The sequence below is a fragment of the Gluconobacter sp. DsW_058 genome, assembly GCF_002153615.1.
GTDB classification, from domain to species: Bacteria; Pseudomonadota; Alphaproteobacteria; order Acetobacterales; family Acetobacteraceae; genus Gluconobacter; species Gluconobacter cerinus.
In genome coordinates, this window is the sequence record NZ_JOPH01000031.1 from 1 (window position 1) to 23128 (window position 23128).

Annotated in this window: 19 protein-coding genes, 1 tRNA gene and 1 pseudogene; 11 read left to right on the plus strand and 10 right to left on the minus strand. The window is 55.3% G+C overall.

Annotated features, from left to right (window positions below; translation table 11 throughout):
- The 5 genes and pseudogenes from HK24_RS05900 to HK24_RS05920 form a co-directional block, all read right to left on the minus strand.
- Positions 1 to 191, minus strand: a pseudogene (locus HK24_RS05900) (IS5/IS1182 family transposase); the annotation flags it as partial.
- A gap of 45 nt (positions 192 to 236) precedes the next feature.
- Positions 237 to 926: a site-specific integrase gene (locus HK24_RS05905; protein WP_233126137.1), complete on the minus strand. Its 690-nt coding sequence runs from the start codon at positions 924 to 926 to the stop codon at positions 237 to 239.
- On the minus strand, positions 902 to 1384 hold the full coding sequence (locus HK24_RS05910; RefSeq protein ID WP_086633702.1) for a hypothetical protein: 483 nt from the start codon (positions 1382 to 1384) through the stop codon (positions 902 to 904). The genes HK24_RS05905 and HK24_RS05910 overlap by 25 nt, the downstream gene beginning before the upstream one ends.
- Positions 1385 to 1479: 95 nt before the next feature.
- Positions 1480 to 1556, minus strand: a tRNA-Arg gene (locus HK24_RS05915).
- Positions 1557 to 1618: 62 nt separating this feature from the next.
- On the minus strand, positions 1619 to 2641 hold the full coding sequence (locus tag HK24_RS05920) for an alpha/beta hydrolase (RefSeq protein WP_198942070.1): 1023 nt from the start codon (positions 2639 to 2641) through the stop codon (positions 1619 to 1621).
- A 50-nt stretch (positions 2642 to 2691) separates the two neighbouring features.
- On the opposite strand from HK24_RS05920, the gene polA reads away from it, so the two are divergent.
- The 3 genes from polA to HK24_RS05935 are packed head-to-tail and all read left to right on the plus strand — an operon-like array spanning position 2692 to position 7754.
- Entirely contained in the window at positions 2692 to 5481 is a 2790-nt protein-coding gene (gene polA, locus HK24_RS05925) for a DNA polymerase I (protein WP_086633704.1), read from the plus strand.
- 14 nt (positions 5482 to 5495) lie between these two features.
- The gene (locus HK24_RS05930) at positions 5496 to 6104 is read left to right on the plus strand and encodes an SCO family protein (protein ID WP_064273936.1); all 609 of its coding nucleotides are present in this window, start codon (positions 5496 to 5498) and stop codon (positions 6102 to 6104) included.
- Positions 6105 to 7754 carry an ABC transporter substrate-binding protein gene (locus tag HK24_RS05935; protein ID WP_086633705.1) on the plus strand — a complete coding sequence of 550 codons (1650 nt, stop codon included), beginning with the start codon at positions 6105 to 6107 and terminating at the stop codon, positions 7752 to 7754. It begins immediately after the preceding gene.
- Between the two features lie 14 nt (positions 7755 to 7768).
- Here the strand turns inward: HK24_RS05935 and HK24_RS05940 are convergent, their stop codons facing one another.
- Positions 7769 to 8998, minus strand: a complete 1230-nt coding sequence (locus HK24_RS05940; RefSeq protein ID WP_086633706.1) for a hypothetical protein — start codon at positions 8996 to 8998, stop codon at positions 7769 to 7771.
- Between the two features lie 158 nt (positions 8999 to 9156).
- Between HK24_RS05940 and HK24_RS05945 the strand changes: the two genes are divergently transcribed.
- Entirely contained in the window at positions 9157 to 10554 is a 1398-nt protein-coding gene (locus HK24_RS05945; protein ID WP_086633707.1) for a hypothetical protein, read from the plus strand.
- A 40-nt stretch (positions 10555 to 10594) separates the two neighbouring features.
- On the opposite strand, the gene purD is transcribed toward HK24_RS05945, so the two are convergent.
- Positions 10595 to 11824: a phosphoribosylamine--glycine ligase gene (gene purD, locus HK24_RS05950; RefSeq protein ID WP_086633708.1), complete on the minus strand. Its 1230-nt coding sequence runs from the start codon at positions 11822 to 11824 to the stop codon at positions 10595 to 10597.
- A 77-nt stretch (positions 11825 to 11901) separates the two neighbouring features.
- Between purD and xseA the strand changes: the two genes are divergently transcribed.
- The 4 genes from xseA (at position 11902) to HK24_RS05970 (ending at position 15216) form a co-directional block, all read left to right on the plus strand.
- Positions 11902 to 13398, plus strand: a complete 1497-nt coding sequence (xseA, locus tag HK24_RS05955) for an exodeoxyribonuclease VII large subunit (RefSeq protein WP_086633709.1) — start codon at positions 11902 to 11904, stop codon at positions 13396 to 13398.
- Positions 13399 to 13443: 45 nt separating this feature from the next.
- Positions 13444 to 13809 carry a hypothetical protein gene (locus HK24_RS05960; RefSeq protein ID WP_086633710.1) on the plus strand — a complete coding sequence of 122 codons (366 nt, stop codon included), beginning with the start codon at positions 13444 to 13446 and terminating at the stop codon, positions 13807 to 13809.
- Positions 13810 to 13894: 85 nt separating this feature from the next.
- On the plus strand, positions 13895 to 14248 hold the full coding sequence (locus tag HK24_RS05965) for a zinc ribbon domain-containing protein YjdM (RefSeq protein WP_046899740.1): 354 nt from the start codon (positions 13895 to 13897) through the stop codon (positions 14246 to 14248).
- A 116-nt stretch (positions 14249 to 14364) separates the two neighbouring features.
- The gene (locus tag HK24_RS05970) at positions 14365 to 15216 is read left to right on the plus strand and encodes an NmrA family NAD(P)-binding protein (protein ID WP_086633711.1); all 852 of its coding nucleotides are present in this window, start codon (positions 14365 to 14367) and stop codon (positions 15214 to 15216) included.
- A gap of 66 nt (positions 15217 to 15282) precedes the next feature.
- Here HK24_RS05970 and HK24_RS05975 read toward each other — a convergent pair whose 3' ends face one another.
- A complete protein-coding gene (locus HK24_RS05975; RefSeq protein ID WP_198942071.1) occupies positions 15283 to 18057 on the minus strand; it encodes an Rne/Rng family ribonuclease in 2775 nt (924 codons plus the stop codon).
- Positions 18058 to 18602: 545 nt separating this feature from the next.
- Between HK24_RS05975 and HK24_RS05985 the strand changes: the two genes are divergently transcribed.
- The 3 genes from HK24_RS05985 (at position 18603) to HK24_RS05995 (ending at position 22104) form a co-directional block, all read left to right on the plus strand.
- Entirely contained in the window at positions 18603 to 19448 is an 846-nt protein-coding gene (locus HK24_RS05985) for an N-acetylmuramoyl-L-alanine amidase (protein WP_086633714.1), read from the plus strand.
- A 205-nt stretch (positions 19449 to 19653) separates the two neighbouring features.
- Positions 19654 to 21222: a 2-isopropylmalate synthase gene (locus tag HK24_RS05990; protein ID WP_046899736.1), complete on the plus strand. Its 1569-nt coding sequence runs from the start codon at positions 19654 to 19656 to the stop codon at positions 21220 to 21222.
- Positions 21223 to 21336: 114 nt separating this feature from the next.
- The gene (locus HK24_RS05995) at positions 21337 to 22104 is read left to right on the plus strand and encodes a sulfite exporter TauE/SafE family protein (protein ID WP_086633715.1); all 768 of its coding nucleotides are present in this window, start codon (positions 21337 to 21339) and stop codon (positions 22102 to 22104) included.
- 19 nt (positions 22105 to 22123) lie between these two features.
- On the opposite strand, the gene HK24_RS06000 is transcribed toward HK24_RS05995, so the two are convergent.
- Positions 22124 to 22588 (minus strand): hypothetical protein, encoded by a 465-nt coding sequence (locus tag HK24_RS06000; protein ID WP_046899735.1) that lies wholly within the window; start codon positions 22586 to 22588, stop codon positions 22124 to 22126.
- Positions 22589 to 22633: 45 nt separating this feature from the next.
- On the minus strand, positions 22634 to 22891 hold the full coding sequence (locus HK24_RS06005; protein WP_046899876.1) for a hypothetical protein: 258 nt from the start codon (positions 22889 to 22891) through the stop codon (positions 22634 to 22636).
- Between the last annotated feature and the right edge of the window lie 237 nt (positions 22892 to 23128).

Consider the following 23128-nt stretch of genomic DNA (forward strand, 5'->3'; position numbering starts at 1 on the left):
TTGAACATCAGCACCGGACCAAATGGCGGTCGTCCGCCTTTGCTTCCGTCAGAATACGTCAGAGCCTTCTCCAGATCAGGGCGGAACACCTCAAAATCCACAGTCCGGGAAAAAGCTTCAAGCTGATCACCACGCCCGCTCAGCCGGGCAGGCCGCTCTTCAACATCAAAGAAACCAAGCTGTTTCATGATCCATACTCCAATCAACGCAAGGAAAATGGAATCACAGAGCAGAACTCAAAACCAGAGGGTTTTTCGAGCCCTCCAGATGTATGCATCAACACCATTTTTAAGCTGCTCAGTTATATAGAAGTGCCTGAGGCTGTAAGGTGTTCGTTTAACCCCACGATAATCCCTCACAAGGTCACATGCTTCCAACGCGCGTGTGAACTGTCCTGCGAAGGATTTGAATGGGGTTTTGTCTTGATGAAGGAACAGCGGATCGTTTCTATCTGGCGAGAAGGAAGCGAGGTCCTGATAGGTTCGATACAGCCAGATGACAGTGAACATGACTTCCCTGTGTGGGATCAGTTCGCGTGATTTCCCTTTTCCATACACTCTCAGATGTACGTCATCCGCGTATGGCTTTCCTTTGGCATCGAACTTCAAACCAATCACATCACCCCACTTCATGTTCTTCATTTCCGTGGGTCTCATGCCGGTTAGAGCAATGATCTGGATGTAGCAGTAGAAAAGGATGCGATCGTACTTCACAGCGAGGTTTAGGTTTTCCTCACCGATATGTACGAACGCATGATTCTTAAAGCGTTTGTATTCCTCACATGGGAAGCCAGGACGCGCTGTGTAACCCACTTTTGCTGTTTTCAAGGATGGGATTGTTTTGATGTACTGAGATTCAAAGCAGAACTGAAAGAACCCATTCAAAGCAGCACGTTCACGATTTAACGTCGCAGGAGTAGGGCGCACTCGCTTTTTTGAGTGATAGGGGAAGTGATGGTTTTTCCGTTTCGTTCGTATGTGATGAAGTGAGTGTCTTTTTCGGGTCCTGAAATCCAGTAGTCAGAACGCCAAGAGAGATAAGCTTCAACGGTCTTGTTGGAAATGAAGTTAGGATTCTGAGAGCCAAAGATCCCATCGACATAGCGTGTAAGCGTAGATGTGTTCTGCCTTGCCACTTCTGCAATCATCATGCCTTGAGCAACACGCGCTTCCATATATGTGATGTAGTCTTGGATGATGCGTGAAATGGATTTCGCACGGACGTTCAAACCGCTCTCAGCTTTCAGAAGGGATTCATAATAGAATCTCTGAGCAAGCTTTTCCGCTTTCTGACGATCTCTCGTTCCTAAAGATTTTCGGATTTGTCCCTGTCCGGGAATGGAGAAACGAACGGACCAGTTAGCAGAGCCGGTCTGCTTATCCACGCCCAAAAGTCTTGTTTTCTGCCCCCTATGCTAACACTAAGTTAAGGGTAAATGAGACAAGCCAGAATCTTAAGTCTTTGAAAAACAAGGAAATTTGGTGGACCCGACGCGATTCGAACGCGTGACCTTTGCCTTCGGAGGGCAACGCTCTATCCAGCTGAGCTACGGGTCCGTCGGGTCTCCAATAGACGGTTCAGGATAGGCTTGCCAAGCCCTTAGTAGAATTTTGTTTGTTCAAGGTTGCGCGGTGGCTTTCCAGAGAGCTGCCGCCACGTCTCCGCCGGATGGGAGGGCGCTTTCGGGCGTCAAAATCCATGAGGTGACGTCCTGTGCTGTCATCCGTTTATCCCGGCTCATCAAGTGGTGGGCCGTCGGAAATTCATCCAGTCGTACTGAGCCGGAAAGGCGTTGCAACAGACGTGCTGTGTAAGGCGGAAGAACGAACTGGTCCCGACCACCGAAAATCATAAGCATGGGTGTTCTGACTCGTGGTGCGTCGTCAAAAGCTGTTGCCATGAGGCGGGTCAGGCCAAAAAGCGGATGAATGGTCGAACTATGCTGGGTCAGCGGGTCAAAATACATGCGTCGCAGGGCATGGATATTATCGCTCGCAACGCGCTCTCCGGGGACGGCTGATCCATCCAGTTTCCAGCGAGGCGCGACTGTATCGAGGCCATCCAGAACGGTCTGCCAGGGCTCACCGAGTTTCATGATGGCTGGTGCGAGAAGAATGGTTCCGGACAGTTCTGGTGGCGGCTCGGTCGCAAGGAGCAGGGCGATGGCTCCGCCCATGCTCTCGCCCATGACATAGAGATGCACGCCGGGATAACGGCTGCGGAGCCACGTAAGCTCTTCCCGCGTGTCCTGAATCATGCGCGCCGTCTTGCTCCAGCCACCTGCATCTTGTGTGGCGCCGAACCCGCGCTGATCTGGGGCGACGATTTCGATGCCGGCCGCGCTCAGGGGCGGTGCAAAGAATTCCCACGCATCCCGGCTGTCTCCGAAGCCATGAAGCGCCAGAATAACGGCCTTCAAGGGGTGTGCTGCGGGATAAATTCTTAAAGGAATGTGAGCACCATCCGACATGCTGAGCGTCACATCCGGGGGGATGAGGGCTGTTTCTTTCGCTGTCGGATGCAGGTCAGGCATTGGCCGGTGCGTGCAGGCACCGAGAAGCAGCGTGCAGGCCGCAAAGCAGGCCAAGGTGCAGGAAAGACGCCAGAGGCGGTTTGAAACGGATGGGAATGAGCCTATCATCGCGAAGATTTTAGAACGTCCGGCCCTTCCGGGCGAGAAGGGAGATATTCGTGCCGTCTGAAACGCCTCATCTGGTTCTGGTTGACGGGTCTGGGTTCATTTTCCGTGCATTCCATGCCCTCCCGCCTATGAGCAGCCCGGACGGCGTGCCGGTCAATGCAGTTTACGGCTTCACGAATATGCTGACACGCCTCCTGCGCGATCATGTCGGCACGCATCTGGCCGTCATTTTCGATGCTGGTCGTCAGACGTTCCGCAACGAGATTTATCCTCAATACAAGGCGCATCGTCCGGAACCGCCAGAAGACCTGCGCCCGCAGTTTGGTCTGATCCGGGATGCAACAGCGGCGTTCAATGTGCCGTCGATTGAACTGGCTGGCTGGGAAGCAGACGATCTGATCGCGAGTTATGCCAAGGCTGTTGTGGCGCAGGGCGGGCGTTGCACGATCATCTCATCAGACAAGGATCTGATGCAGTTGATCTGCCCTGGTGTCGAACTGATGGACCCCATGAAGCAGAAGCCGATTCGGGAAGCTGAGGTTGAGGCCAAGTTCGGTGTACGGCCAGATCAGGTTGTCGATGTTCAGGCCCTGATGGGGGATTCTACCGATAACGTGCCGGGTGTGCCGGGCATCGGCGCGAAGGGCGCAGCCCAGCTCATCAATGAATATGGCACGCTGGAAAAGGTTCTGGATGCTGCGGAGGGCATGAAAGCCTCCAAGCGCCGCCAGAATCTGATTGAATTTGCGGATGCCGCCCGGATGTCCCGCAAGCTGGTGCTGCTGGCGGATGATGTGCCATTGCCCCAGCCGATTGAGGAACTGGGGTGCCGTGAGCCAGTTCAGGAAACGCTCCGGGACTGGCTCGACACGATGGGCTTCCATTCCACGATCCAGCGGATGGGTCTTGGACTGGCCGCAAAGCCAAGGCCCACGCCTCGTCCCAAGGCAGCGCCAGCGGAGGGTGAGGCGCCGACAGTGACGCTCTCTGAAGCATCTTATGGACCGTATGAAACGGTTACAGATTTCGAGACGCTGGATCGGTGGATTGCCGAGGCGCGAACGGCTGGGGTCGTCGCCGTTGATACGGAGACGAACAGCCTCAATGCGCGTCAGGCCAAGATGGTCGGGCTGTCGCTCTCTGTTGCGCCGGGAAAGGCCTGTTATGTGCCGTTCCTGCATGAAGGCAAGCGGGATCTGTTGCAGGATGGTCCGGACGATCAGCCGACAGATCGGCAGCTTGATCGTGCAGAAACGCTGGAGCGTCTTGCCCCGCTGATGCGGGATGCGTCTGTTCTGAAAATCTTCCAGAACGCGAAATATGATCTGACGGTGTTCCGTAAGGCCGGTCTGTCTGAAATAACGCCGATCGACGATACGATGCTCATTTCCTATGCGCAGTCTGCGGGTGAGCACGGGCAGGGTATGGATGAGCTCTCCCAGCTTCATCTGGGGCATACGCCGATCACTTATGATTCCGTAACGGGAACGGGGCGTAAGCGCATTCCGTTCGCTGAAGTGCCGCTGGATCAGGCGACGGCTTATGCAGCGGAAGATGCCGATGTCACGCTGCGGTTGTGGCAGGTTCTGCGTCCTCAGTTACGTCTTCGTCAGTCACTGGCTTTGTATGAAGAAATCGAACGACCTCTGATTGAAGTCCTGACGAATATGGAAGACGTCGGGATTAAGGTGGATGCCGTTGAACTGCGGCGCATGTCGGCCGATTTTGAAACGCGTATGGCAGTGATCGAGAAAGATATTCACGAGCAGGTTGGGCGCAGTTTCAATGTTGGATCGCCCAAGCAGCTTGGTGAGATCCTGTTCGACGAGATGGAGCTTCCAGGCGGAAAACGCACCAAAAGCGGCTCTTGGGGCACAGACTCTTCTGTCCTTGAGGGGCTGGCGGAGCAGGGGCATGATCTGCCGCAGAAGATCCTGTCATGGCGTCAGTTGGCCAAGCTGAAATCGACTTATGCTGATGCATTGGTCGAGCAGATGGATCAGGGGACGCAGCGCGTTCACACGTCCTTCCAGATGGCCATTACGACCACCGGGCGTCTGTCTTCCAATGAGCCGAACCTTCAGAACATTCCCATTCGGACGGAAGAAGGCGCGCTGATCCGTAAGGCTTTCGTGGCGGCTCCGGGGCATGTTCTGGTGTCTGCGGATTACAGCCAGATCGAACTGCGGCTTCTGGCCCATGTGGCGAAGATCGAGCCGTTGTTGGAGGCGTTCCATCTGGGGCAGGACATTCATGCCCGCACGGCGTCCGAAGTGTTTGGTATTCCCATCGAAGGCATGGACCCGCTGACCCGTCGCCGGGCCAAGGCCATCAACTTCGGTATTATTTACGGGATTTCAGCGTTCGGTCTGGGGCGCCAGCTTCAGATTTCGCCGGGTGAAGCACGCTCTTACATTGATGCGTATTTTGCCCGTTATCCTGGTATCCGCGCCTACATGGAGCGCACCAAGGAAGAGGCGAAGGAGCATGGCTACGTTCTGACGCCGTTTGGTCGCCGCTGTTATGTGCCGGGAATCAAGGACAAGAACGGCGCTCGTCGATCTTATGCTGAGCGCCAGGCGATCAATGCGCCGCTTCAGGGCGGTGCCGCTGACATTATCAAGCGGGCCATGGTGAGGCTGGCGAGAAAGCTGCCTGAGACGGGCCTGAAAGCGCAGATGCTGCTTCAGGTGCATGACGAACTGCTTTTTGAAGTTCAGGAGCAGGATGCGCAGGCATTGGCGGATTTCGTCCGTCAGGAAATGGGAAGTGCTGCCAAGCTGGATGTGGCACTTGAGGTTGAAACCGGTATTGGCCCGAGCTGGGCTGACGCACACTGAGAGACTGAACGACCATGGAAACCCAACACGAACGCCGCAAGCGGATCAGCAATCGCATCATCTGGGGGGTGCTGGCAGTTGCGGCAGTTCTGGCCGGGGTCGGCTTCCAGTTGGCCTCTCATGGTGGACCGGGGCTTCTTGTACAGTCCAACGGAAATGAAGTGGGCGGCAGCTTCCGTCTTGATTCTCTTGGGGAAAGCACGGTCACGGAAGGGGACTTCCACGGAACCTGGGTTCTAGTGTGGTTCTTTGACACCAACTGCCCTGAAGATCGCTGTCAGCCAGTGCTGAAAAGCATGGAGCAGGCGTATCAGGCCCTTCATGCACAAGGCGTCCGTGTCTCTCCGCTTGCGGTGTCTCTGGACCCGTTTGATGAAAACGAAGCCCTCAGAAACTATGTCATTCCGGTTGCTCCGCATGTGATGCCGTTCACGGGTACGCCGAACATGATCAAGGCCATGACGGCTGAGTATCATGCCCCAGATCAGAAAGAGGGGGACCATTACGTTCCGGCCCCGCGGATCGTTATTATGGATCCAAGTGCCCGTTATGCTGGCACGATCGACGCGACGGGCGATGCAGATGCGTTGATTGCCCGCCTTCGTCAGCTGTCAAAGCGCTAAATGGCAATGCGTGTCCCGGCCTTTCTCCTCGCTCTTTCACTTGGCGTGGCCGGGACGGCGTTTGCTCAGGAGCAAACACCTCCTGACTGGGATGGGCAGACGCTGGGCAGCCCGCATAGAGGTGGAACGCTTCGGCTCACCGCTGATGGTCCCGGCGGGACGTTGGACCCGCAGGTTAATTACGGCACGCAGTACATGCAGGTGTTCGTCAATATGTACGATCCCCTGCTGACGTTCAGAGAGGCGCGTGGTCCTACCGGGCTGGAGGTCGTTCCCGATCTTGCGGACGCCATGCCGACTATCAGCCCTGATGGGCTGACATGGACACTTCATTTACGGTCCGGTCTGAAGTTTTCGGACGGATCGCCGGTTCGTGTTGAGGACGTAGTCGCGTCTTTTCGTCGGATCTATCGGGTCGGCAGCCCGACGGCCGCGTCATTCTACGGTGGGATTGTCGGTGCGAAAGAGTGCCTGGATGCGCCGGACCACTGCACGTTGCCGGGTGTGGAAGGGCATTCAGACGGAACAATCGTATTCCATCTAGCTCATCCGGATGGAGAGTTTCTCTATAAGCTTGCGTTCCCTCATGCGGTTATTCTGCCTGCGTCAGTGTCTGTGCACGATGTGGGGAATGAGACCGTGCCGGGCACAGGGCCTTATCGGATCACGCATTACGATCCCGAGCATGGCATTGTGCTGGAGCGAAACTCCTACTTTCATGTCTGGAACCCACAGGCCCAGACAGACGGGTTTGCTGACCGGATCGAGTATAATTTTGGCCTCTCTGACGAGGCGCAGATTACTGCGGTCGAGCAGGGCCAATATGACTGGATGCTCGATGCCAAGCCCTCTGACCGCTTGGGTGAACTCGGCGCGAAGTACACCTCGCAGGTTCATATCGAGCCGCTGCTGGGGTTGTATTATCTGGCCATGAATGTGCATGAAAAACCGTTCACAGATCAGCGGGTTCGTCAGGCTGTCAGTATGGCTGTGAACCGACATGCCATGACCATTTTGTTCGGTGGTGGCGCGATTTCCGAACCCCTCTGCCAGATGGTTCCACACGGCATTCCAGGCGCTGATCTTGGCCTTTCATGCCCACAGGACCTGGAGAGAGCCAGAAAGCTTGTGCGTGAGGCCGGTGAAGAGGGGGCGACCGTAACGCTGGTGGTTCCCAACCGGGCCGTTGAGCTTGGAATGGGAACATATCTGCGGAATGTACTTCAGCAGATCGGTTTCAAGGCACAGCTCCGTCCCATAACAGCTGGACTGGCAGAGTCCTACGAACAGAATACAGCCAACCATGTTCAGATTAGTCTGTCTTACTGGTTCGCAGATTATCCCTCAGCATCGACGTTTCTCGATGATCTGTTTGGGTGCGATAATTACCATCCGAACTCAGCCATTTCGCCTAATTTTACAGGCTTTTGTGACCAGCATGTTCAGTCTCTTTTTGAACGTGCCAAAACCCAGACAGATCCAGCTTTAGCAGCGCCAATCTGGCAGGATGCTGGTCATGAGATCATGAGGCAAATGCCCGGTGCCCCCATGATCCAGATGAAGACAATCGACTTCGTGTCAAAGAGGCTTGGGAATTACTACTCGACGCTTCTCAGCCACATGCTGTTCTCTCACGTCTGGGTAAAATAAGGCCGCGTGTCGGATTAAGTCTGCTGATATTGCAGGACGCAGAATTTTTCCCAGTCCATGACATGAGAGACGGGCGCAACTGTCCCATCGGGCCGCGCAGAGAGATGTCCGTTTTCGGTACGGATCGAGAAGCAGAAACCATCCTGCTGGGTCTGGCAGGCTAATGGGATAAGGCCTGCGGGTGTAAAGGCGTAAAGATCATCGTCATTCAGGATGACTGGTGCGCCACGCTCGGGAATATGATGCTTGGTTTGCAGGAAAGATTTTTCGGCAATGTCGTAACACAGCAATTCACCGGTCCAAGTCAGGACATATGAAGCGGTGAAAACCTGACGGTAATTTCCCCCGAGTTGACGAAATAGCTGTGTCGCCTCCGTAGAATGACCAGTACGGGCAAGTTCAGCGGCCAGAACACGCATATCAGCGTCATGATGGCGCATGAAGTGATCGAGGATCTCCCGATTGGCGGGATGGTCAGAGGTTAGTAAACGAAAAACCCAGAGTGGACTTTTTCTCTGAGCATATCGAAGAATTTTGAAAATATTTTCAGGGGTATTTCTGCGGGTGCGTGCCGCAATACGGCGGATAGCGGCGGGATTGTCTAGGTTGCTCACGAGTTTTTGGAAAATCTTCGTGCCCTTGAGACGTGCGGTCACCATGTGGCCTGCGTGACAGACGGGAACAGAAAACGCAGGGGTCTTCTGTTGTATAAGTTTTACCTCTTCAGCGTCGGGTTTTTCATACGGGTCAAAGAAAACATAAATTTTTCCATGAGTGTCGTCGGTCTGAATGCCCATGGATTTGAGTATTGGTTGGAAAAAATTCTGGAAGTGGGAGTGATGATTAACTTCGCTTTTATCAATGCTCCATTGCGGGGCCATGGAAATAACATAGTCAAAATTAAATAGTCTGGAATATTTAATAACAGCATAGGCTCCCATGGATACGCCGTATCCCAGAAGAGAAATATCCTGTGTGTGCAAAGTTTGCTTTCTGGTCTGGATCCAGTGAAGAGCTGCGTTGAACGCTTGCAGATAATCTCCGTCCCTGTACCAGCAGTCATGCTTGGCGATAATTCCTACCCAAGGAAGATCGAGTTTTTTTGCAAGTGAATATCCAAAGAATGTACCGTCGTGTCTTTCAGGAGCGCCTACGCCGGTAAAGCTGGTAACAATAATATTTTTTTCGTCAGTACCTTCCAATGCACGAACAATGTAATGATTGCCTTCATATATTGTGCTCATAAAGGTTCTTCTTCGCAGGTGTGCAGGAAGGCTCGAAAATTAATGCCGAACCATGGCGCGTGATAGATTAAATTGAATTCGGATCATATATTCACAAATTTTCAGCCATGTTAAGGGATAGGCATGAGATGACCGTCCGAGAGAAAGAATAAATTATCATGGGAAAAAAGACCGCTGTTCTCTTCAAGTGCCATAACTGGGATGCAGTCATCCAGCGGTCTTACGAGCGCTGCAAAAAACATTCTAACAAATCAGATTTTTTTATACTTTACGACAATTCAAGGGGAACAGTAGAAATCCCCGAGCATATACAGGAAGTAGAAAATATATTTCTGGCTCCTTATTCCGAAGTGGAAAGCCTTGGGCTCGCCTGGGGTACGGAAATAGGAAATTATGGTGGATATTGGTATAATGGAGATTACCACCAAAACCTGTTTATTGTAAATCATAACGAGTACGATTATATTTGTTCAATCGAAAATGATGTTGCGGTTTTAAATGATCTCGACAGCATCTTTGATGATATGGCAGCGAGAAATATTGATGCTGTCTATAAGCATGTTGAAGCCGAAAATCATGCATGGGCTCATTCTGGTAGTTGTGAGGGATATTACGATCTCTCTCAACATGTCCATAAAGGGTTATTCTGTATCTCATTCTTTTCGAGAAGAGCAGCCTTGCTTATTCTGAAGAGACGGCTGGAAATGTCATTTCTTAAGAGGGAAAAAGGCCTGCTGACGTGGCCAATCGGCGAAGCCGTCATGTCGCATGAAGTTATCAGTGCAGGTATGAGAACAGAAGAACTCGCGCATTACTGCGATAGTTTGAGGCAGTATGATTGGGCACCTGTTTATCTTGAAAAAGAGATTGTTAATGGAGCAGAAAAAACGTTTATTCATCCGGTTACGGAAATGAATGAAAAGTTTATCGTTTCAAACCTCGTTCAAGATTACCATTGCATGATTTCGGAAGAAGAGATCAGTAATGGCCTTTCGCGACATAGAGCTCGTAAGATTAATGATCTTGAGGTCTACTCACGATTGTTCCATTGCCCTCGTATCTACAATAATCCCGTTCTGCGCGAGGATGTTGTTGAGGATGCGCGTGAGCTTCTCACGGGAATTGATTTCGATCTGGCATCCGAAGGAATGTCGCCCGATTTAACTCAGGCTCTTACCCAGGTTTATTCTGAGTTTCCCGAAAGAGTTTTCGCATCTCTGCCAAGTTACGAACGAAGCCACTCAATGTTCTTCGATCACGGGGTAGCATTGCCGATTTCGCTTGGGGAGAGTGGGGCATACACTCTTGTTCTGGCTGCGCGTGATCCTGATTTAACATCCCATTTTGATGTTAAGGGGAAGGATGTAGCATCCAGCTTCGAAATCATGCCTGTCAGCTTTCTGCTGCAGAAAGGCGAACTCCGTTTTTACGCGGTAAATTTCCCTGCAGAATGCACCGAATTCGTGGTGGAGCAGAAAGGCCCGCATGGGTTCTGGTTGAATTTTATGAAAATTCTTCCAACAACCGATGCGCTGCGAGCCCTTTCCACGTCCTGATGCCCGAAGACACAGAAAGCCTGTTTCTTGAGTAGGCTTTCTAGAGGCCGATATCGGTCCGGAAGATCTTGTCTTCCCATTGAATGGCTGAGGCACCCTCATAGGCAAGGCGGCGTGCCTCTTCCGGGGTGCTTGCTTTGGCACAAACGGTCAGGACGCGGCCGCCATCAGCGACAAGCACTCCATCGACCAGTTTTGTGCCGGCATGGAAAACTGACACGCCCGGAACAGCTTCAGCGCGTTCGATACCTGTGATGCGCCCTCCCTTCTTTGGAGCATCCGGATAGCCATTGGCGGCCAGCACCAGAGAAATGGAAGCCTCATCCGAGAATTCGGCAGCGGCATGTTCAAGATTGCCATCAGCAAGCGCTGCAAGAATGGGGAGCAGGTCTGACTTCAGGCGGATCAACAACGCCTGTGCTTCAGGGTCCCCGAACCGGACGTTATATTCAATCAGTTTTGGACCTTCGCTGGTCAGCATCAGCCCTGCAAAGATCACACCGCGGAAAGGTGTTCCCCGGCGAATCATTTCTGCCAGCATCGGGCGAACGCTGAGATCAAGGGCTTTTTCCTGAGCTGCTCGGTCAAAAGCTGGTGGCGGAGAAATAGCGCCCATGCCACCCGTATTGGGGCCTGTATCGCCATCTCCGAGGCGTTTATGGTCTCGTGCAGCGCCGATCAGAACGGCTTTTTCGTCAGAGCAGAATGCGAAAAGGGAGACCTCTTCGCCCACAAGGCATTCTTCAATCACAAGCGGCATGCCCAGCTTGCGAATGGCATCCTCTGCCTCGTCCACGCTCAACGCTACGACGACGCCTTTACCAGCGGCTAGTCCATCTGCTTTCACCACGATCGGTGCGCCGCGTCGGCGCACGAATTCAAGGGCAGGAGCCTCTTCTTCAAAGCGCTCCCATTTTGCAGTTGGAATGGCTGCGGCGTCAGCCACTTCTTTGGTGAAGGCTTTGCTACCCTCCAGCAGAGCTGCCGCTTTGGTCGGGCCAGCACATGGAATGCCAGCGTCCGCGCAGGCATCAGCCAGACCTGCGACCAGAGGGGCTTCAGGTCCGGGGACGATCAGATCAATTTTCTGCTCTTTGGCGAAGGCAACAAGGCCCGCGACGTCCTCAACCTTGAGGGGAACCAAGGTGGCCAAAGGCGCCATGCCAGGATTGCCGGGCGCCGCATAAAGGGCAGTAAGACTGGGCGAGCGCGCCAGACATGTTGCCAGGGCGTGTTCGCGCCCTCCGGAACCGACCAGCAAAACGCGCATTCCGCTCTCCCTTTTTCATCTGCGGGTCCCTGAGATCAGGGCTTCGTCTGACGGCGTGCGTAGCATAGACTGGCGCCATGATGGAGAGTGATGCCGCGTCTGCACGCGGGAATGTACCGCAATATTCAGTTTCCGAGATTTCCGGAGCCATCAAGCGCACGCTTGAGACCGGATTCGGGCGTGTTCGTGTGCGCGGTGAGGTGACGGAACTCAAGCGTTACCCGTCCGGACATATTTATCTGTCCCTGAAGGATGAGGGCGGAAAGATCTCCGGCGTCATCTGGCGTGGAACGGTGTCGCGTCTGGGTATGGCGCCTGAGAACGGCAATGAAGTCATTGCGACGGGGAAGGTCTCGTCCTACGGCGAGCGCTCCAGCTATCAGCTTATTATTGATCGGATGGAATTCGCAGGTGAGGGGGCTCTGCTCGCCAATATTGAGCGCCTGCGTCGCAAACTGCTTGATGAGGGACTGTTCGAAGCCGATCGCAAGAAACCCATTCCGTTTCTGCCATCGCTTGTCGGTGTCGTGACGTCACGGTCCGGGGCGGTTCTTCATGATATTCGTACGACCATTGAACGGCGCTTTCCCCGGAATGTGCTGTTGTGGCCTGTTGCCGTACAGGGAGAGGGGGCTGCGGCCCAGATCGCTGCGGCGATTGACGGTATGGCACAAAGGGCTCGTCGCCCGGACGTTCTGATTGTGGCCCGTGGCGGTGGCTCTCTTGAAGATCTTATGGCCTTCAATGATGAGCGTGTTTTACGTGCCGTTGCAGCCTGTCCCATCCCGGTTATTTCGGCTGTCGGACACGAGACAGACACCACACTGATCGATCTTGTTTCAGATCGGCGTGCACCGACGCCAACGGCCGCAGCAGAAATGGCTGTGCCCTTGCGCTCTGAACTGGTCGCAGATCTGGCACATCGGACGGCCCGTCTCGCAGGTGGTTTGAGCCGCATCATGCAGACATCCCGGGCAAGGCTGGAGCAGGCTACATCGCGACTGCCAGATCTGCCGTCTCTTCTTGAGACTGCACGCATGCGTTTGGATGACCGGAGCCAGCGCCTTGATCTCGCTCTTCCAGCCTTTGTCATGCGCGCAAGAAGCCGTCTGGATGCTCCGGTACGGCAACTGCCGTCGCCGGAACTGATTGTCAGCCGGGCGAGGGCCGCCCTGACGGCGCCATCAAGGCAGCTTCCGTCACCACGTTTAATGATCGAACGGCGACAGAGCGCTCTTCGTGCGTCAGAGACCGCTCTTGTCACGGCATGGCAGCGCGCGTCTCAACGGTTCCACCTTAGGGTAGAACGACAGAGACTGTCTCCTGAGACTCTCAATAGCGCTATCAGGCTTCAGAAAGCGCGTCTTGATGGGTTGGGAAGTCATCTGGAAGCGGTCTCCCCGAGGGCGATCCTCAGTCGGGGATATGTGCTCGTTCAGGATAGCAAGGGGCGCCCCGTGACCCATTCCGACGCGGAACCTTTGAACGGACGTGTGGTTCTGTCTTTCGCTGACGGCCAACGTGGGGCAAAACTCGATACCCTTCTTACGTCCCAGGCCGATCTGGGTCTTTAATAGTGAAGTGTCCGGGCGTGGCCCGGTTTGTGATCCGGAGTTCACATGCGTTCGTTCTGGTTGAGCCTTGTTGTCCTGCCTCTTCTGGCAGCTTGTGCGGAGCAGCCTTCCGCCCCATCTTCCAGCGCGGCCGTGCAGGCTCCCGCCCAGAAGATTCCCCCGCAGGATTTTGCTCCGGGATTAGCCGAAGAAGCTCCGACGGATGGTCATAAGGTGCTTCTGAATGACCCGTCTGCGGCGTCAAATACGCCGCTTTGCGGGACAGCGCAGCGTGAAGCCAATCTGGCAGGATCAGCGCTCTATGCGCAGGGTTTGGCCACCACAACGTCGTCCTGCCCGCAGAATGCGTGTTTTGAACCTTTGACGGGAACGTTCATTGCGGCAAACGGCAACAAGAGCGTCTGCCGGTAAAAGTTTTCCGGGCAGATTGAGCTGGCGCATTTCCCTATCATCTTCAGTGTTTTAAAGTGGATCTCACGAAAGAGTGAGGTTTGATATGACTGATGAGCTGAAATGTCCCAAATGTGGGTCGGAGCATGTTTATCCGGATGGGACCCTGTGGGTCTGTCCGGACTGCGGCAATGAATGGAACCCGGAAGAGGGCGGTCAGGCCGACGCTGGCGACGCATCTGCGGAAATCAAAGATGCCAATGGCAATGTCCTTGTAGATGGTGACAGCGTTACGGTTGTGAAGGACCTGAAGGTCAAAGGATCTTCGCTGGTTGTGAAAAGCGGCACCAAGGTCAAGAATATTCGTCTTGTTGATGCGACGGATGGGCACAATATTGCCTGTAAGATCGCGGGAATTGGCGCAATGAACCTGAAGTCTGAATTCGTAAAAAAATCCTGACGGGTTACGCCATTGAGTTACATCGTGTGTGCTTTCATCAGCCTTCGTGAGGTCTCCTTGCGAAGGCTGATGCCGTTCTGGGGCATACGCCTTTCGGTAATACAGGAGATGTAGGCATGTATGTCATTCTTGGCGGGACAGGCCATGTCGGCCGCGCTGCTGCACAAACTGTTCTGACGGCTGGGCATGATGTCACGGTAGTAACCCGGCAGGTGGTTGCGGCCTCTGAACAACGCCATGACGGCGTAGATTATGCGGCAGTGGATGTGAATGACACTGATACTCTGAGGGCGCTTTTTCAGAGGGCGCAACGCGTGTTCGTTCTCAATCCTCCTGCGGCAGTGTCTGGCAATACGGATGTGGAAGAACGCAAGACCGCGTGCTCCATTTTGAAAGCACTGCGGGGTGTTGCTCTGGAAAAGGTCGTCGTGCAATCTACCTATGGCGTGCAGCCTGGTGAGCACTGTGGTGATCTCGGCGTTTTGTATGAGCTGGAACAGGGTGCGCAGGCCCTGAACGTTCCGGTGTGTATTGTCCGCGCAGCCTATTACATGAGCAACTGGGTAGGGTCGAGAAGCGCTGCAAAAGCAACAGGAGTGCTACAGACATTTCTGCCGCCAACACAGGCGTTTCCCATGGTCGCTTCAGAAGACGTTGGAAGCCTGGCAGGTCAGTTACTGATGTCTGATGTCGAAGAGACGGGTATCCACAATATTGAGGGGCCAGAGAGCTACACGCCTTCAGATGTTGCTGCTGTCCTTTCCAGACTGGTAGGGCGCGTCGTCCAGGTGCAGGTCATTCCCCAGGAGAGGTGGTATGAGGCCGATCGCGGAAACGGTTTCTCGAAAGAGGCCGCGCAGTCTTATGCGAACATGACCGGGCTCTTTGTTCATCAACATTATGACCGCCCCGCAGACCCGGTGCGGGGCTCCACAAGCCTTGAAGGTTGCCTGAAGCGTTACGCATAAACCGGGCATAAAAAAAGCCGACCGGGAAATATCCGGTCGGCTTTTTGTTGAGGTGAGAAGCGGGTGTTACCGCTTCCACCAGCCCATGCGACGCGTCACCGGTGGCAACTCGTCAATGTTAATGGGCTGTAGCGTGTTTCCATCATCCGCTGCGTCGTCGGCTTTGACAGCCTTGGTTGCGCGACGGGCGCGAGTACGCTTTGGCTTGGCGGTTGCCTCTTCCTCGACGACAGGAGCTGAGGTTTCCGGAGCCATTGCTTCCACAACAACGTCGTCTGCCTTGGCTTCTGTAGCCTTGGTCGTGCGACGGGTGCGTGGGCGCTTTGGCTTTGCCGGAGCTTCCTCTTCCGTCGGAGCAGTCAGAGCAGCCACGACGACTTCTTCTGCCGCTACCGGTGCCGCAGCTTCAGCCTTCAGAGCCTTGGTGCTGCGGCGGCCTCTGGTGCGCTTTGGCTTTTCCTGTTCTGCAGCAATCGGCTCGGCAGCGATCTCGGCAACGTCAACTACCGGAGCGCTTTCGACAGAAAGGCGGGCAGGGGTTGCTGTAGATGTCTGAAGCGGGCGGGAAGCCTGCTCCATTTCAGCCTGTTCGATCACATCGAAAATATCGAAGCTTCCACCGAACGGATCAGCCGGCGTCGGGCCAGCATATCCACGCGAAACAGGCTGGCGTTCTTCCCGGCGGCGCTGGGAAGGCTGCTGAACCGGAGCGTGGCGTGCTGGCTTAGGTGCTTCTTCCTGGACGGACACCTTTTCCTGCACCGGGGCTTCTGCTGCGACTTCGTCTTCCTTCTGAATACGCTTGAAGCGCGTCCGGCGACGACCCGGGATAAGACCGACTTCTTCGGTTTCATCGTCAGACCGGTGGACGGAAGGCTGTTCGCCGTTTGGTTCGGCAACATTGCCCTGAACGGTCTCGTTCTCACCATTCTGATCACGACGACCACGACGACGACGACGGCGACGGCGACGGTTGCCGTTGTTGCCCTCTTCCTCGTCACCCGTGTTGACTTCGACGTCTTCACTCCTGGCAGGCAGCTCAGCCCGTGCTTCAACCGCGGCTGCCTGAGGAACGACAGGTGCCTCGTCCTCAATGATTTCGATCGTGCGGATGTTGTGAGGTGCAGCAATCTGTGCCGGTACTGGCTCTGGTGCCGGTGCAGCCGTCTGCGGACGGATACGCTCGATACGCATGTCTGCTGCGGGCAGATCTTCTTCCGTGCGGAAAATCACGCGCATGCGGTGACGCTGCTCAATGTCAGACAGCCAGTCGCGCTTGTTGTTCAGAATGTAGAGGGCAATGTCCGATCCGATGTGAACATCGATTTCGGCGGCACGCTGGCGGGTGCCTTCTTCATCGATGGCACGCAGCACATGAAGAGCGGAGCTTTCCGTACCGCGAATGAAGCCAGTGCCCTGACAGTGCGGGCAAGGCGTCAGCAGTGATTCAGCGATGGACGGACGCAGGCGCTGGCGGGACATTTCGAGCAGGCCGAAATGAGAGATATGTCCGACCTGAATGCGCGCGCGATCTGTACGCAGGGATTCCTTGAGGCGCTTCTCGACCTGGGCGTTATGGCGACGGCTTTCCATGTCGATAAAGTCAATGACGACAAGGCCGGCCAGATCACGCAGGCGCAGCTGGCGTGCAACTTCTTCAGCAGCTTCAAGGTTCGTGCGGAGTGCCGTTTCCTCAATGTTGCGCTGGGACGTGGATTTACCGGAGTTCACGTCGATGGCGACAAGCGCTTCTGTCTGGTTGATGACCAGATAGCCACCAGACTTTAGGCGTGCGGTCGGGGAGAACATCGCATCCAGATGCCCTTCGACGTTGTAACGCGCGAAGAGGCTCTGCCCACGGTTCTGCCAGAGCTTCACCTTGCCAGCGTTGTGCGGCATCAGCAGACGCATGAACTCACGCGCACTTCTCCACGCAGACTCACCGTCGACCATGATGTCTTCGATGTCTTTGGAGAACAGGTCGCGAATGGCGCGCTTGATGAGGCTCGCTTCCTCGTAAACCAGTGTTGGGGCAACGGAGGACAGGGCGTGTGAGCGAATGTCGTCCCAGAGCTGAAGCAGGTATTCACAGTCGCGGATGATTTCCGGTCCTGGACGTCCTGCACCTGCTGTCCGGACGATCATGGCCATCGTCTTGGGCAGGTTCAGCTCTGCAATGATGTCGCGCAGACGGCGGCGATCCGTGTCAGACGTAATCTTGCGGGAGACACCACCGCCACGCAGGGCGTTCGGCATCAGGACGCAATAACGGCCAGCAAGAGAAACGTAGGTGGTGAGGGCGGCGCCCTTGTTGCCACGCTCTTCTTTCACGACCTGAACGAGCAGGACCTGACGGCGGCGAATGACTTCCTGAATCTTGTAGTTGCGCAGGAAACGGGCTGTACGACGCGAAGCCGCGCTTTCCTCACCCGTGTCATGCTCGCCACCGACGGTCTCCGGTGCGCGACGATCCTGGCTGTCGTTCTCGTCCGTTTCTTCAGAAGCAGGCTCTTCCTCACTGTCCGGCAGTTCGGCGCGCTGTTCAGACGCAACCTCTTCTTCCTGGATGGCCAGAAGCTTTTCGCGATCTGCGACGGGGATCTGGAAGTAATCCGGGTGAATTTCGCTGAAGGCGAGGAAGCCGTGACGGTTTCCGCCGTATTCTACGAAAGCGGCCTGAAGGCTCGGCTCAACACGGATGACTTTGGCAAGGTAGATGTTGCCCTTGAGCTGTTTCTTGGACGATGTCTCGACGTCGTAATCTTCAACGCGGTCACCGTCCATGACCACAACACGCGTTTCTTCCGCGTGTGTGGTGTCGATAAGCATACGCTTGGTCATGGAAAACTGAACTCCACGATGCTCCAGTGTGGCGCTTTGGGCCAGAGGGAACACCTGATTGTACGGGGTGGAGGGGGCGGATCAGCCGGAATGCCAGACCGCGGGACGCATCTGGTCCCGTTTCGGTTAGGCTCCTGGCTGTGATCACGTCGCGTGACATTCGACCCCTGACAGACGTCCGGCCCATGGTCTGGTACCGGATGAAAACGCACTCCGGTCAGGTTGTGAGCCTGTGCCGGACTGAACTAATCCTGCCGGAGCAGCCCGATCAGGACATGGCGCAGAAAATGTCCGGCACATGTCAAACGATGGGGCGTCGCGGCTCGGACGATCGAGGCGGGAGCGTTGTGGGAAAAGGATAAAAGCCCACAAACGATCGGACCGCTCTCTTCAGGTCCTTGGCGCACAGGATGACTTAAAGAAGGGCCGCTGGCAAGCAGGGCTTTTTCCGGCTCTCCAAAAGGTGCTTTGCCTTGTTTCAGACATTGTCCTGTGTCTGTTATGATTGAAGGTCCAGATGATCGAAAAGACGCTAGGGTAAACGGATGCTGACGCGACGCATGGTAATGGAAGGTCTTGCCTGCCTCTCCACGGTGGCTCCCTTGAGTGCCATCGCCCGGACTAAGCACCCGACATCTCATTCCCCATCCGCCAAACCGCTTCAGGCACCGGCTGTTCACCGAAATGCGCCGCCGCCCAAACCGCTGGTCATGCTGGACCCCGGACACGGCGGGAAAGATCCAGGCGCAATCGGTATTTCCGGTACGTATGAGAAACATATTGCCGAAGCTGCGGCGACAGAACTGCGGCGCCAGCTTCTGGCATCCGGCCAGTACCGCGTGGCTATGACCCGTTCAGAGGACCATTTCATTCCCCTGGAAGGGCGCGTGGAAATGGCCCAGCAGCACCAAGCGCATCTCTTTATCTCTATGCACGCCGATGCGCTGCATGACCGTGATGTTCGCGGTGCGAGTGTCTATACGCTTTCCAGCGGAGCGTCAGATGCTCAGACAGCGGCTCTGGCTCAGCGGGAGAATAGTGCAGATCGGTTTGGCGGCCCTGCATTCCATGGCATGTCTCCCGAGGTCCAGCAGATCCTTTCCAGTCTGGTTTCTGAAGAAACGCGGCGTGGGTCTGCACACATGGCATCCAGCGTTGTAGGAGCATTTCGTAGTCGCATAGGACTGCTGACGCATCCGTCACGTCATGCGGCTTTTGTGGTGTTGAAGTCTGCAGAAATACCGTCAGTTCTGGTGGAGATGGGTTTCATGTCCAACCGGCTGGATGAGGCTGCGTTACGGCAGGCTGTGCATCGCACGCAGGTTGCCAGCGCCATGAAAACTGCGGTCGATCGGTACTTTTCAACCCGCCCCGGTGTGATGACAGGTTGACCCTGAAAGAACGCAGGGCAGAGTTTTTAGTCATGTGGGTTGCGCATGACGAAAGAATCGGACATTTTCCGTGCCCATGACATTTCTTTCGATCCTCTCGCTTCGACTTATCGGCCCCTGAACGCCACATCAAGGCGGGCAGCGTTCCGTTGCGTTCAGGGGATGACAGACCAGAAAATTTCCTGACCAGCGAGATGATCAAGACATGACTTTCCAACACCCGTCCTTCGGTACAATTTCCGACGACCGCGTTATCATTTTTGATACGACGCTGCGTGACGGTGAACAGTCCCCCGGTTTCTCCATGAACCTCGAAGAGAAGCTCCGCATGGCTCATGCGTTGAGCGCTCTGGGCGTGGACGTTATTGAGGCAGGCTTCCCAGTCGCATCCAAGGACGACTTCGAAAGCGTGCGCAGCATTGCGGATGAAGTCCGTGGTTCCGTGATCTGCGGTCTGGCCCGTAGTGGTGGGAAGCGGGACATTGAATCCTGCGGTGAAGCCCTGAAGGGCGCTGAACGCTCCCGAATTCATAACTTCATTTCTACGTCTCCGCTGCACATGAAGTACAAGCTGCGGATGGAGCCAGAAACGGTTCTGGACATCATTGCGTCTGGCAATCAGAAGGCACGCCAGTACACGGATGACGTGGAATGGTCTGCTGAAGACGGTTCCCGTACGGACCCTGACTTCCTGTGCCGTTGTGTCGAAGTTGCTATCAAGAATGGTGCGAACACCATCAACATTCCTGACACCGTAGGCTTTGCAACGCCGGAAGAAATGCGACGCATTTTTGATATGCTGCGTGAACGTGTGCCGGGTGCGGATCAGGTGATTTTCTCCACCCATAACCACAATGATCTGGGCTTGGGTGTCGCGAATACGCTGGCCGCTGTCGAAGGCGGTGCCCGTCAGATCGAATGCACGATCAATGGCATCGGTGAGCGTGCTGGTAATGCTGCTTTGGAAGAAATCGTCATGGCGCTGCGGACGCGTCATGACCAGTACGGCAAGGTGACAGGCATTGAGACGCCGAAGCTGCTGGGCATGTCCCGGATGCTGGCGACGATCACGGGCTTCGACGTGCAGCCGAACAAGGCCATCGTTGGCCGGAACGCCTTCGCACATGAAAGCGGCATCCATCAGGATGGTGTTCTGAAGAACGCTGCCACCTATGAAATCATGACGCCGGAAAGCGTGGGCTGGAACAAGAGCTCGCTGGTGATGGGCAAGCATTCCGGCCGTGCGGCATTCCGCGACAAGCTGGCTCAGCTTGGCTACCCGCCGCTGGAAGACGAGGCTCTGAACGCTGCTTTTGCCCGGTTCAAGGATCTGGCTGACAGCAAGAAGGTCGTGTTCGATGACGATATCTGCGCACTGGTCGATGATGAGAGCCGCGACCACGAGCGCGTTCATCTGATTTCTCTGGAAGTTGCGTCCGGCACCAAGCAGAAGTCTCAGGTCAAGCTGGAAATCAGCGTTGATGGCGCCATCCAGTATGCGGCTGTCAGTGGAAATGGCCCGGTTGACGCGGCATTCCGTGCCATCGGTGAGGCATTCCCTCATTCAGCAGAACTGGCGCTGTTCTCTGTGGCAAACGTCACGGAAGGAACGGACGCTCAGGCCCGCACGACGGTCCGCTTGCAGGAAAATGGTAAGCTCGTAGACGGTCAAGGTGCTGATGCCGATACGGTTGTGTCTGCTGTTCGTGCTTATATTCATGCCCTGAATAAGCTGCTCACCAAGCGTGAGCGGACCGAACCTGAAGCACTCTAAGTTTCGAACGACCCATGAGAGATCACCAATAAACTAATTAATATAGTTTATTGGTGATCTAGACAAAAATAACACGATTGATATTGTCTCCTTCTGAATTTGGAAGGGGCAGCTATGCCGCATTCGTGGCTTTATACGGCGTCGGGTCTTTTTGTAGGCTTTCTGGTGGGCATGACCGGAGTGGGGGGAGGGTCCCTCATGACGCCGCTGCTGATCCTGCTGTTTGGGGCAAAGCCTCAGTCAGCTGTCGGAACAGACCTGCTTTACGCAGCCGTTACGAAAATTGTTGGCACCGGCCTCAACCGCCATATGGGCGTTGTGAACTGGAAGATTGTTGGCTGGCAAATGGCGGGGAGTCTCCCCGCAGGTCTCTTGTGCCTGATTTTCCTGCACCATGCGGGTATGTCGGACGCTGCGTCGCGTCTGATTCAAGTTGTTCTTGGCGTAGCTCTGCTTCTGACGGCACCGGCAATTTTGCTGAAGCCGAGGCTCAGAACATGGGCTGAAGGGCGTAAGCCTCTGAGCAATACGGCTGAAACCGTTTTGACCGTTTTGCTTGGTATTTTGTTGGGAACGCTGGTGACGCTGTCGTCAGTGGGCGCTGGGGCTGTCGGCATGGCTGCTCTGACGATGCTGTATCCGCGTCTGACAACACGAACGCTCGTTGCAACGGATATCGCGCACGCAGTGCCATTAACCCTGATTGCAGGGGGAGGTCATTGGCTGGAAGGGGCGGTTGATAGTGCCGTGCTTCTCGCGTTGCTGATGGGGTCCATTCCGGGAATTATTTTGGGAACGTTATGTGCGGGCAAATTGCACGAAGACACCCAGCGGTGGGTTCTGGGTATTCTTCTCGCCGTTATTGGTTTCCGGATGATCTAACATCCGGAAACCGTGAAACTCAGTAGCCGTAATTGCTCTGCTGAGGGTAGCCGCCGTTGTTATAGCCCTGCTGCTGAGGGTACGGGTTCTGGCAGTTCGTGTTTGGTGGGCACTGATACTGCTGTTGCTGCTGCGGATAGGTCGGGTACTGACCGTTCTGCTGCTGATACCCTTGAGGGTATCCACCCTGCTGGGGGTAACCATTCTGGTACCCACCCTGCTGGTAGCTCGGGCGATTAGGGGCGGTAACAGCACCGGTCGTCGCGCCGAGGGCGCCACCGGCAAGTGCACCAATCGCTGCACCGCGACCACCGCCAGCAAGTGCGCCGATGGCTGCGCCTGCACCACCACCCAGGAGGCCACCGCCGAGCGCGCGGGATCCTGGGTCATAATTTCCCTGGCAACCGCCGAGGGAAAGAACGGTCGCAAAAGCTCCAATCAGGGCCACGCCCCGAACAGCAGAGCGGTCGATAACGGACCTCATGTCACAAATCCTTAGAGTTCATGGTCGCCAAGTCCGGTGCCAGGCTCAGTAACCGTTCCGTGAACGCTGGCTTGGCGTAGTCGCCGCACCAACAGCAGCGCCTGTACCACCACCTGCAAGTGCGCCGATAGCCGCGCCACGTCCACCGCCAGCAAGTGCACCAATAGCTGCACCGGCGCCTGCGCCTACAAGTGCGCCAGAGCCTGCGCGGGCGCCACTGTCGTACGGGCTGCCGCAACCAGCAAGGGCAGCGCCACAAAGAGTCAGGACGGCGATCAGGCGAGGAGTCTTGGTGATGTTCATGTTTTTATGTCCTGTTCTGTTTGGTTTCTCCGAACTCCAGTCATCTTTCAGAAAGGAATGTCGGATAAGACCATGTAGTGGTAACGTGGAGAACGTGACTGAAGGGTGGCAGGATTGAGGCGCGGAAAGATTTTTTTCCATGTCCTGATGTCGTGTGATGAAAAGTTGTTCGTCATGAATGACATTATCCGAACTGTTACCCTTGCTGAACGGCCTTTGCATCGTTAAGTCCACCCG

Excerpts from the sequence above, each read along its gene's own strand:
- HK24_RS05945 (WP_086633707.1), top strand. The coding sequence starts at position 9,157 with ATGGGAAAAAAGACCGCTGTTCTCTTCAAGTGCCATAACTGGGATGCA.
- HK24_RS05960 (WP_086633710.1), top strand. The coding sequence starts at position 13,444 with ATGCGTTCGTTCTGGTTGAGCCTTGTTGTCCTGCCTCTTCTGGCAGCT.
- HK24_RS05920 (WP_198942070.1), bottom strand. The coding sequence starts at position 2,641 with ATGATAGGCTCATTCCCATCCGTTTCAAACCGCCTCTGGCGTCTTTCC.
- xseA (WP_086633709.1), top strand. The coding sequence starts at position 11,902 with ATGATGGAGAGTGATGCCGCGTCTGCACGCGGGAATGTACCGCAATAT.
- HK24_RS05995 (WP_086633715.1), top strand. The coding sequence starts at position 21,337 with ATGCCGCATTCGTGGCTTTATACGGCGTCGGGTCTTTTTGTAGGCTTT.
- purD (WP_086633708.1), bottom strand. The coding sequence starts at position 11,824 with ATGCGCGTTTTGCTGGTCGGTTCCGGAGGGCGCGAACACGCCCTGGCA.
- HK24_RS05975 (WP_198942071.1), bottom strand. The coding sequence starts at position 18,057 with ATGACCAAGCGTATGCTTATCGACACCACACACGCGGAAGAAACGCGT.
- HK24_RS05930 (WP_064273936.1), top strand. The coding sequence starts at position 5,496 with ATGGAAACCCAACACGAACGCCGCAAGCGGATCAGCAATCGCATCATC.
- HK24_RS05990 (WP_046899736.1), top strand. The coding sequence starts at position 19,654 with ATGACTTTCCAACACCCGTCCTTCGGTACAATTTCCGACGACCGCGTT.
- HK24_RS05970 (WP_086633711.1), top strand. The coding sequence starts at position 14,365 with ATGTATGTCATTCTTGGCGGGACAGGCCATGTCGGCCGCGCTGCTGCA.
- HK24_RS05940 (WP_086633706.1), bottom strand. The coding sequence starts at position 8,998 with ATGAGCACAATATATGAAGGCAATCATTACATTGTTCGTGCATTGGAA.
- HK24_RS05935 (WP_086633705.1), top strand. The coding sequence starts at position 6,105 with ATGGCAATGCGTGTCCCGGCCTTTCTCCTCGCTCTTTCACTTGGCGTG.
- HK24_RS06005 (WP_046899876.1), bottom strand. The coding sequence starts at position 22,891 with ATGAACATCACCAAGACTCCTCGCCTGATCGCCGTCCTGACTCTTTGT.
- HK24_RS06000 (WP_046899735.1), bottom strand. The coding sequence starts at position 22,588 with ATGAGGTCCGTTATCGACCGCTCTGCTGTTCGGGGCGTGGCCCTGATT.
- HK24_RS05965 (WP_046899740.1), top strand. The coding sequence starts at position 13,895 with ATGACTGATGAGCTGAAATGTCCCAAATGTGGGTCGGAGCATGTTTAT.
- HK24_RS05985 (WP_086633714.1), top strand. The coding sequence starts at position 18,603 with ATGCTGACGCGACGCATGGTAATGGAAGGTCTTGCCTGCCTCTCCACG.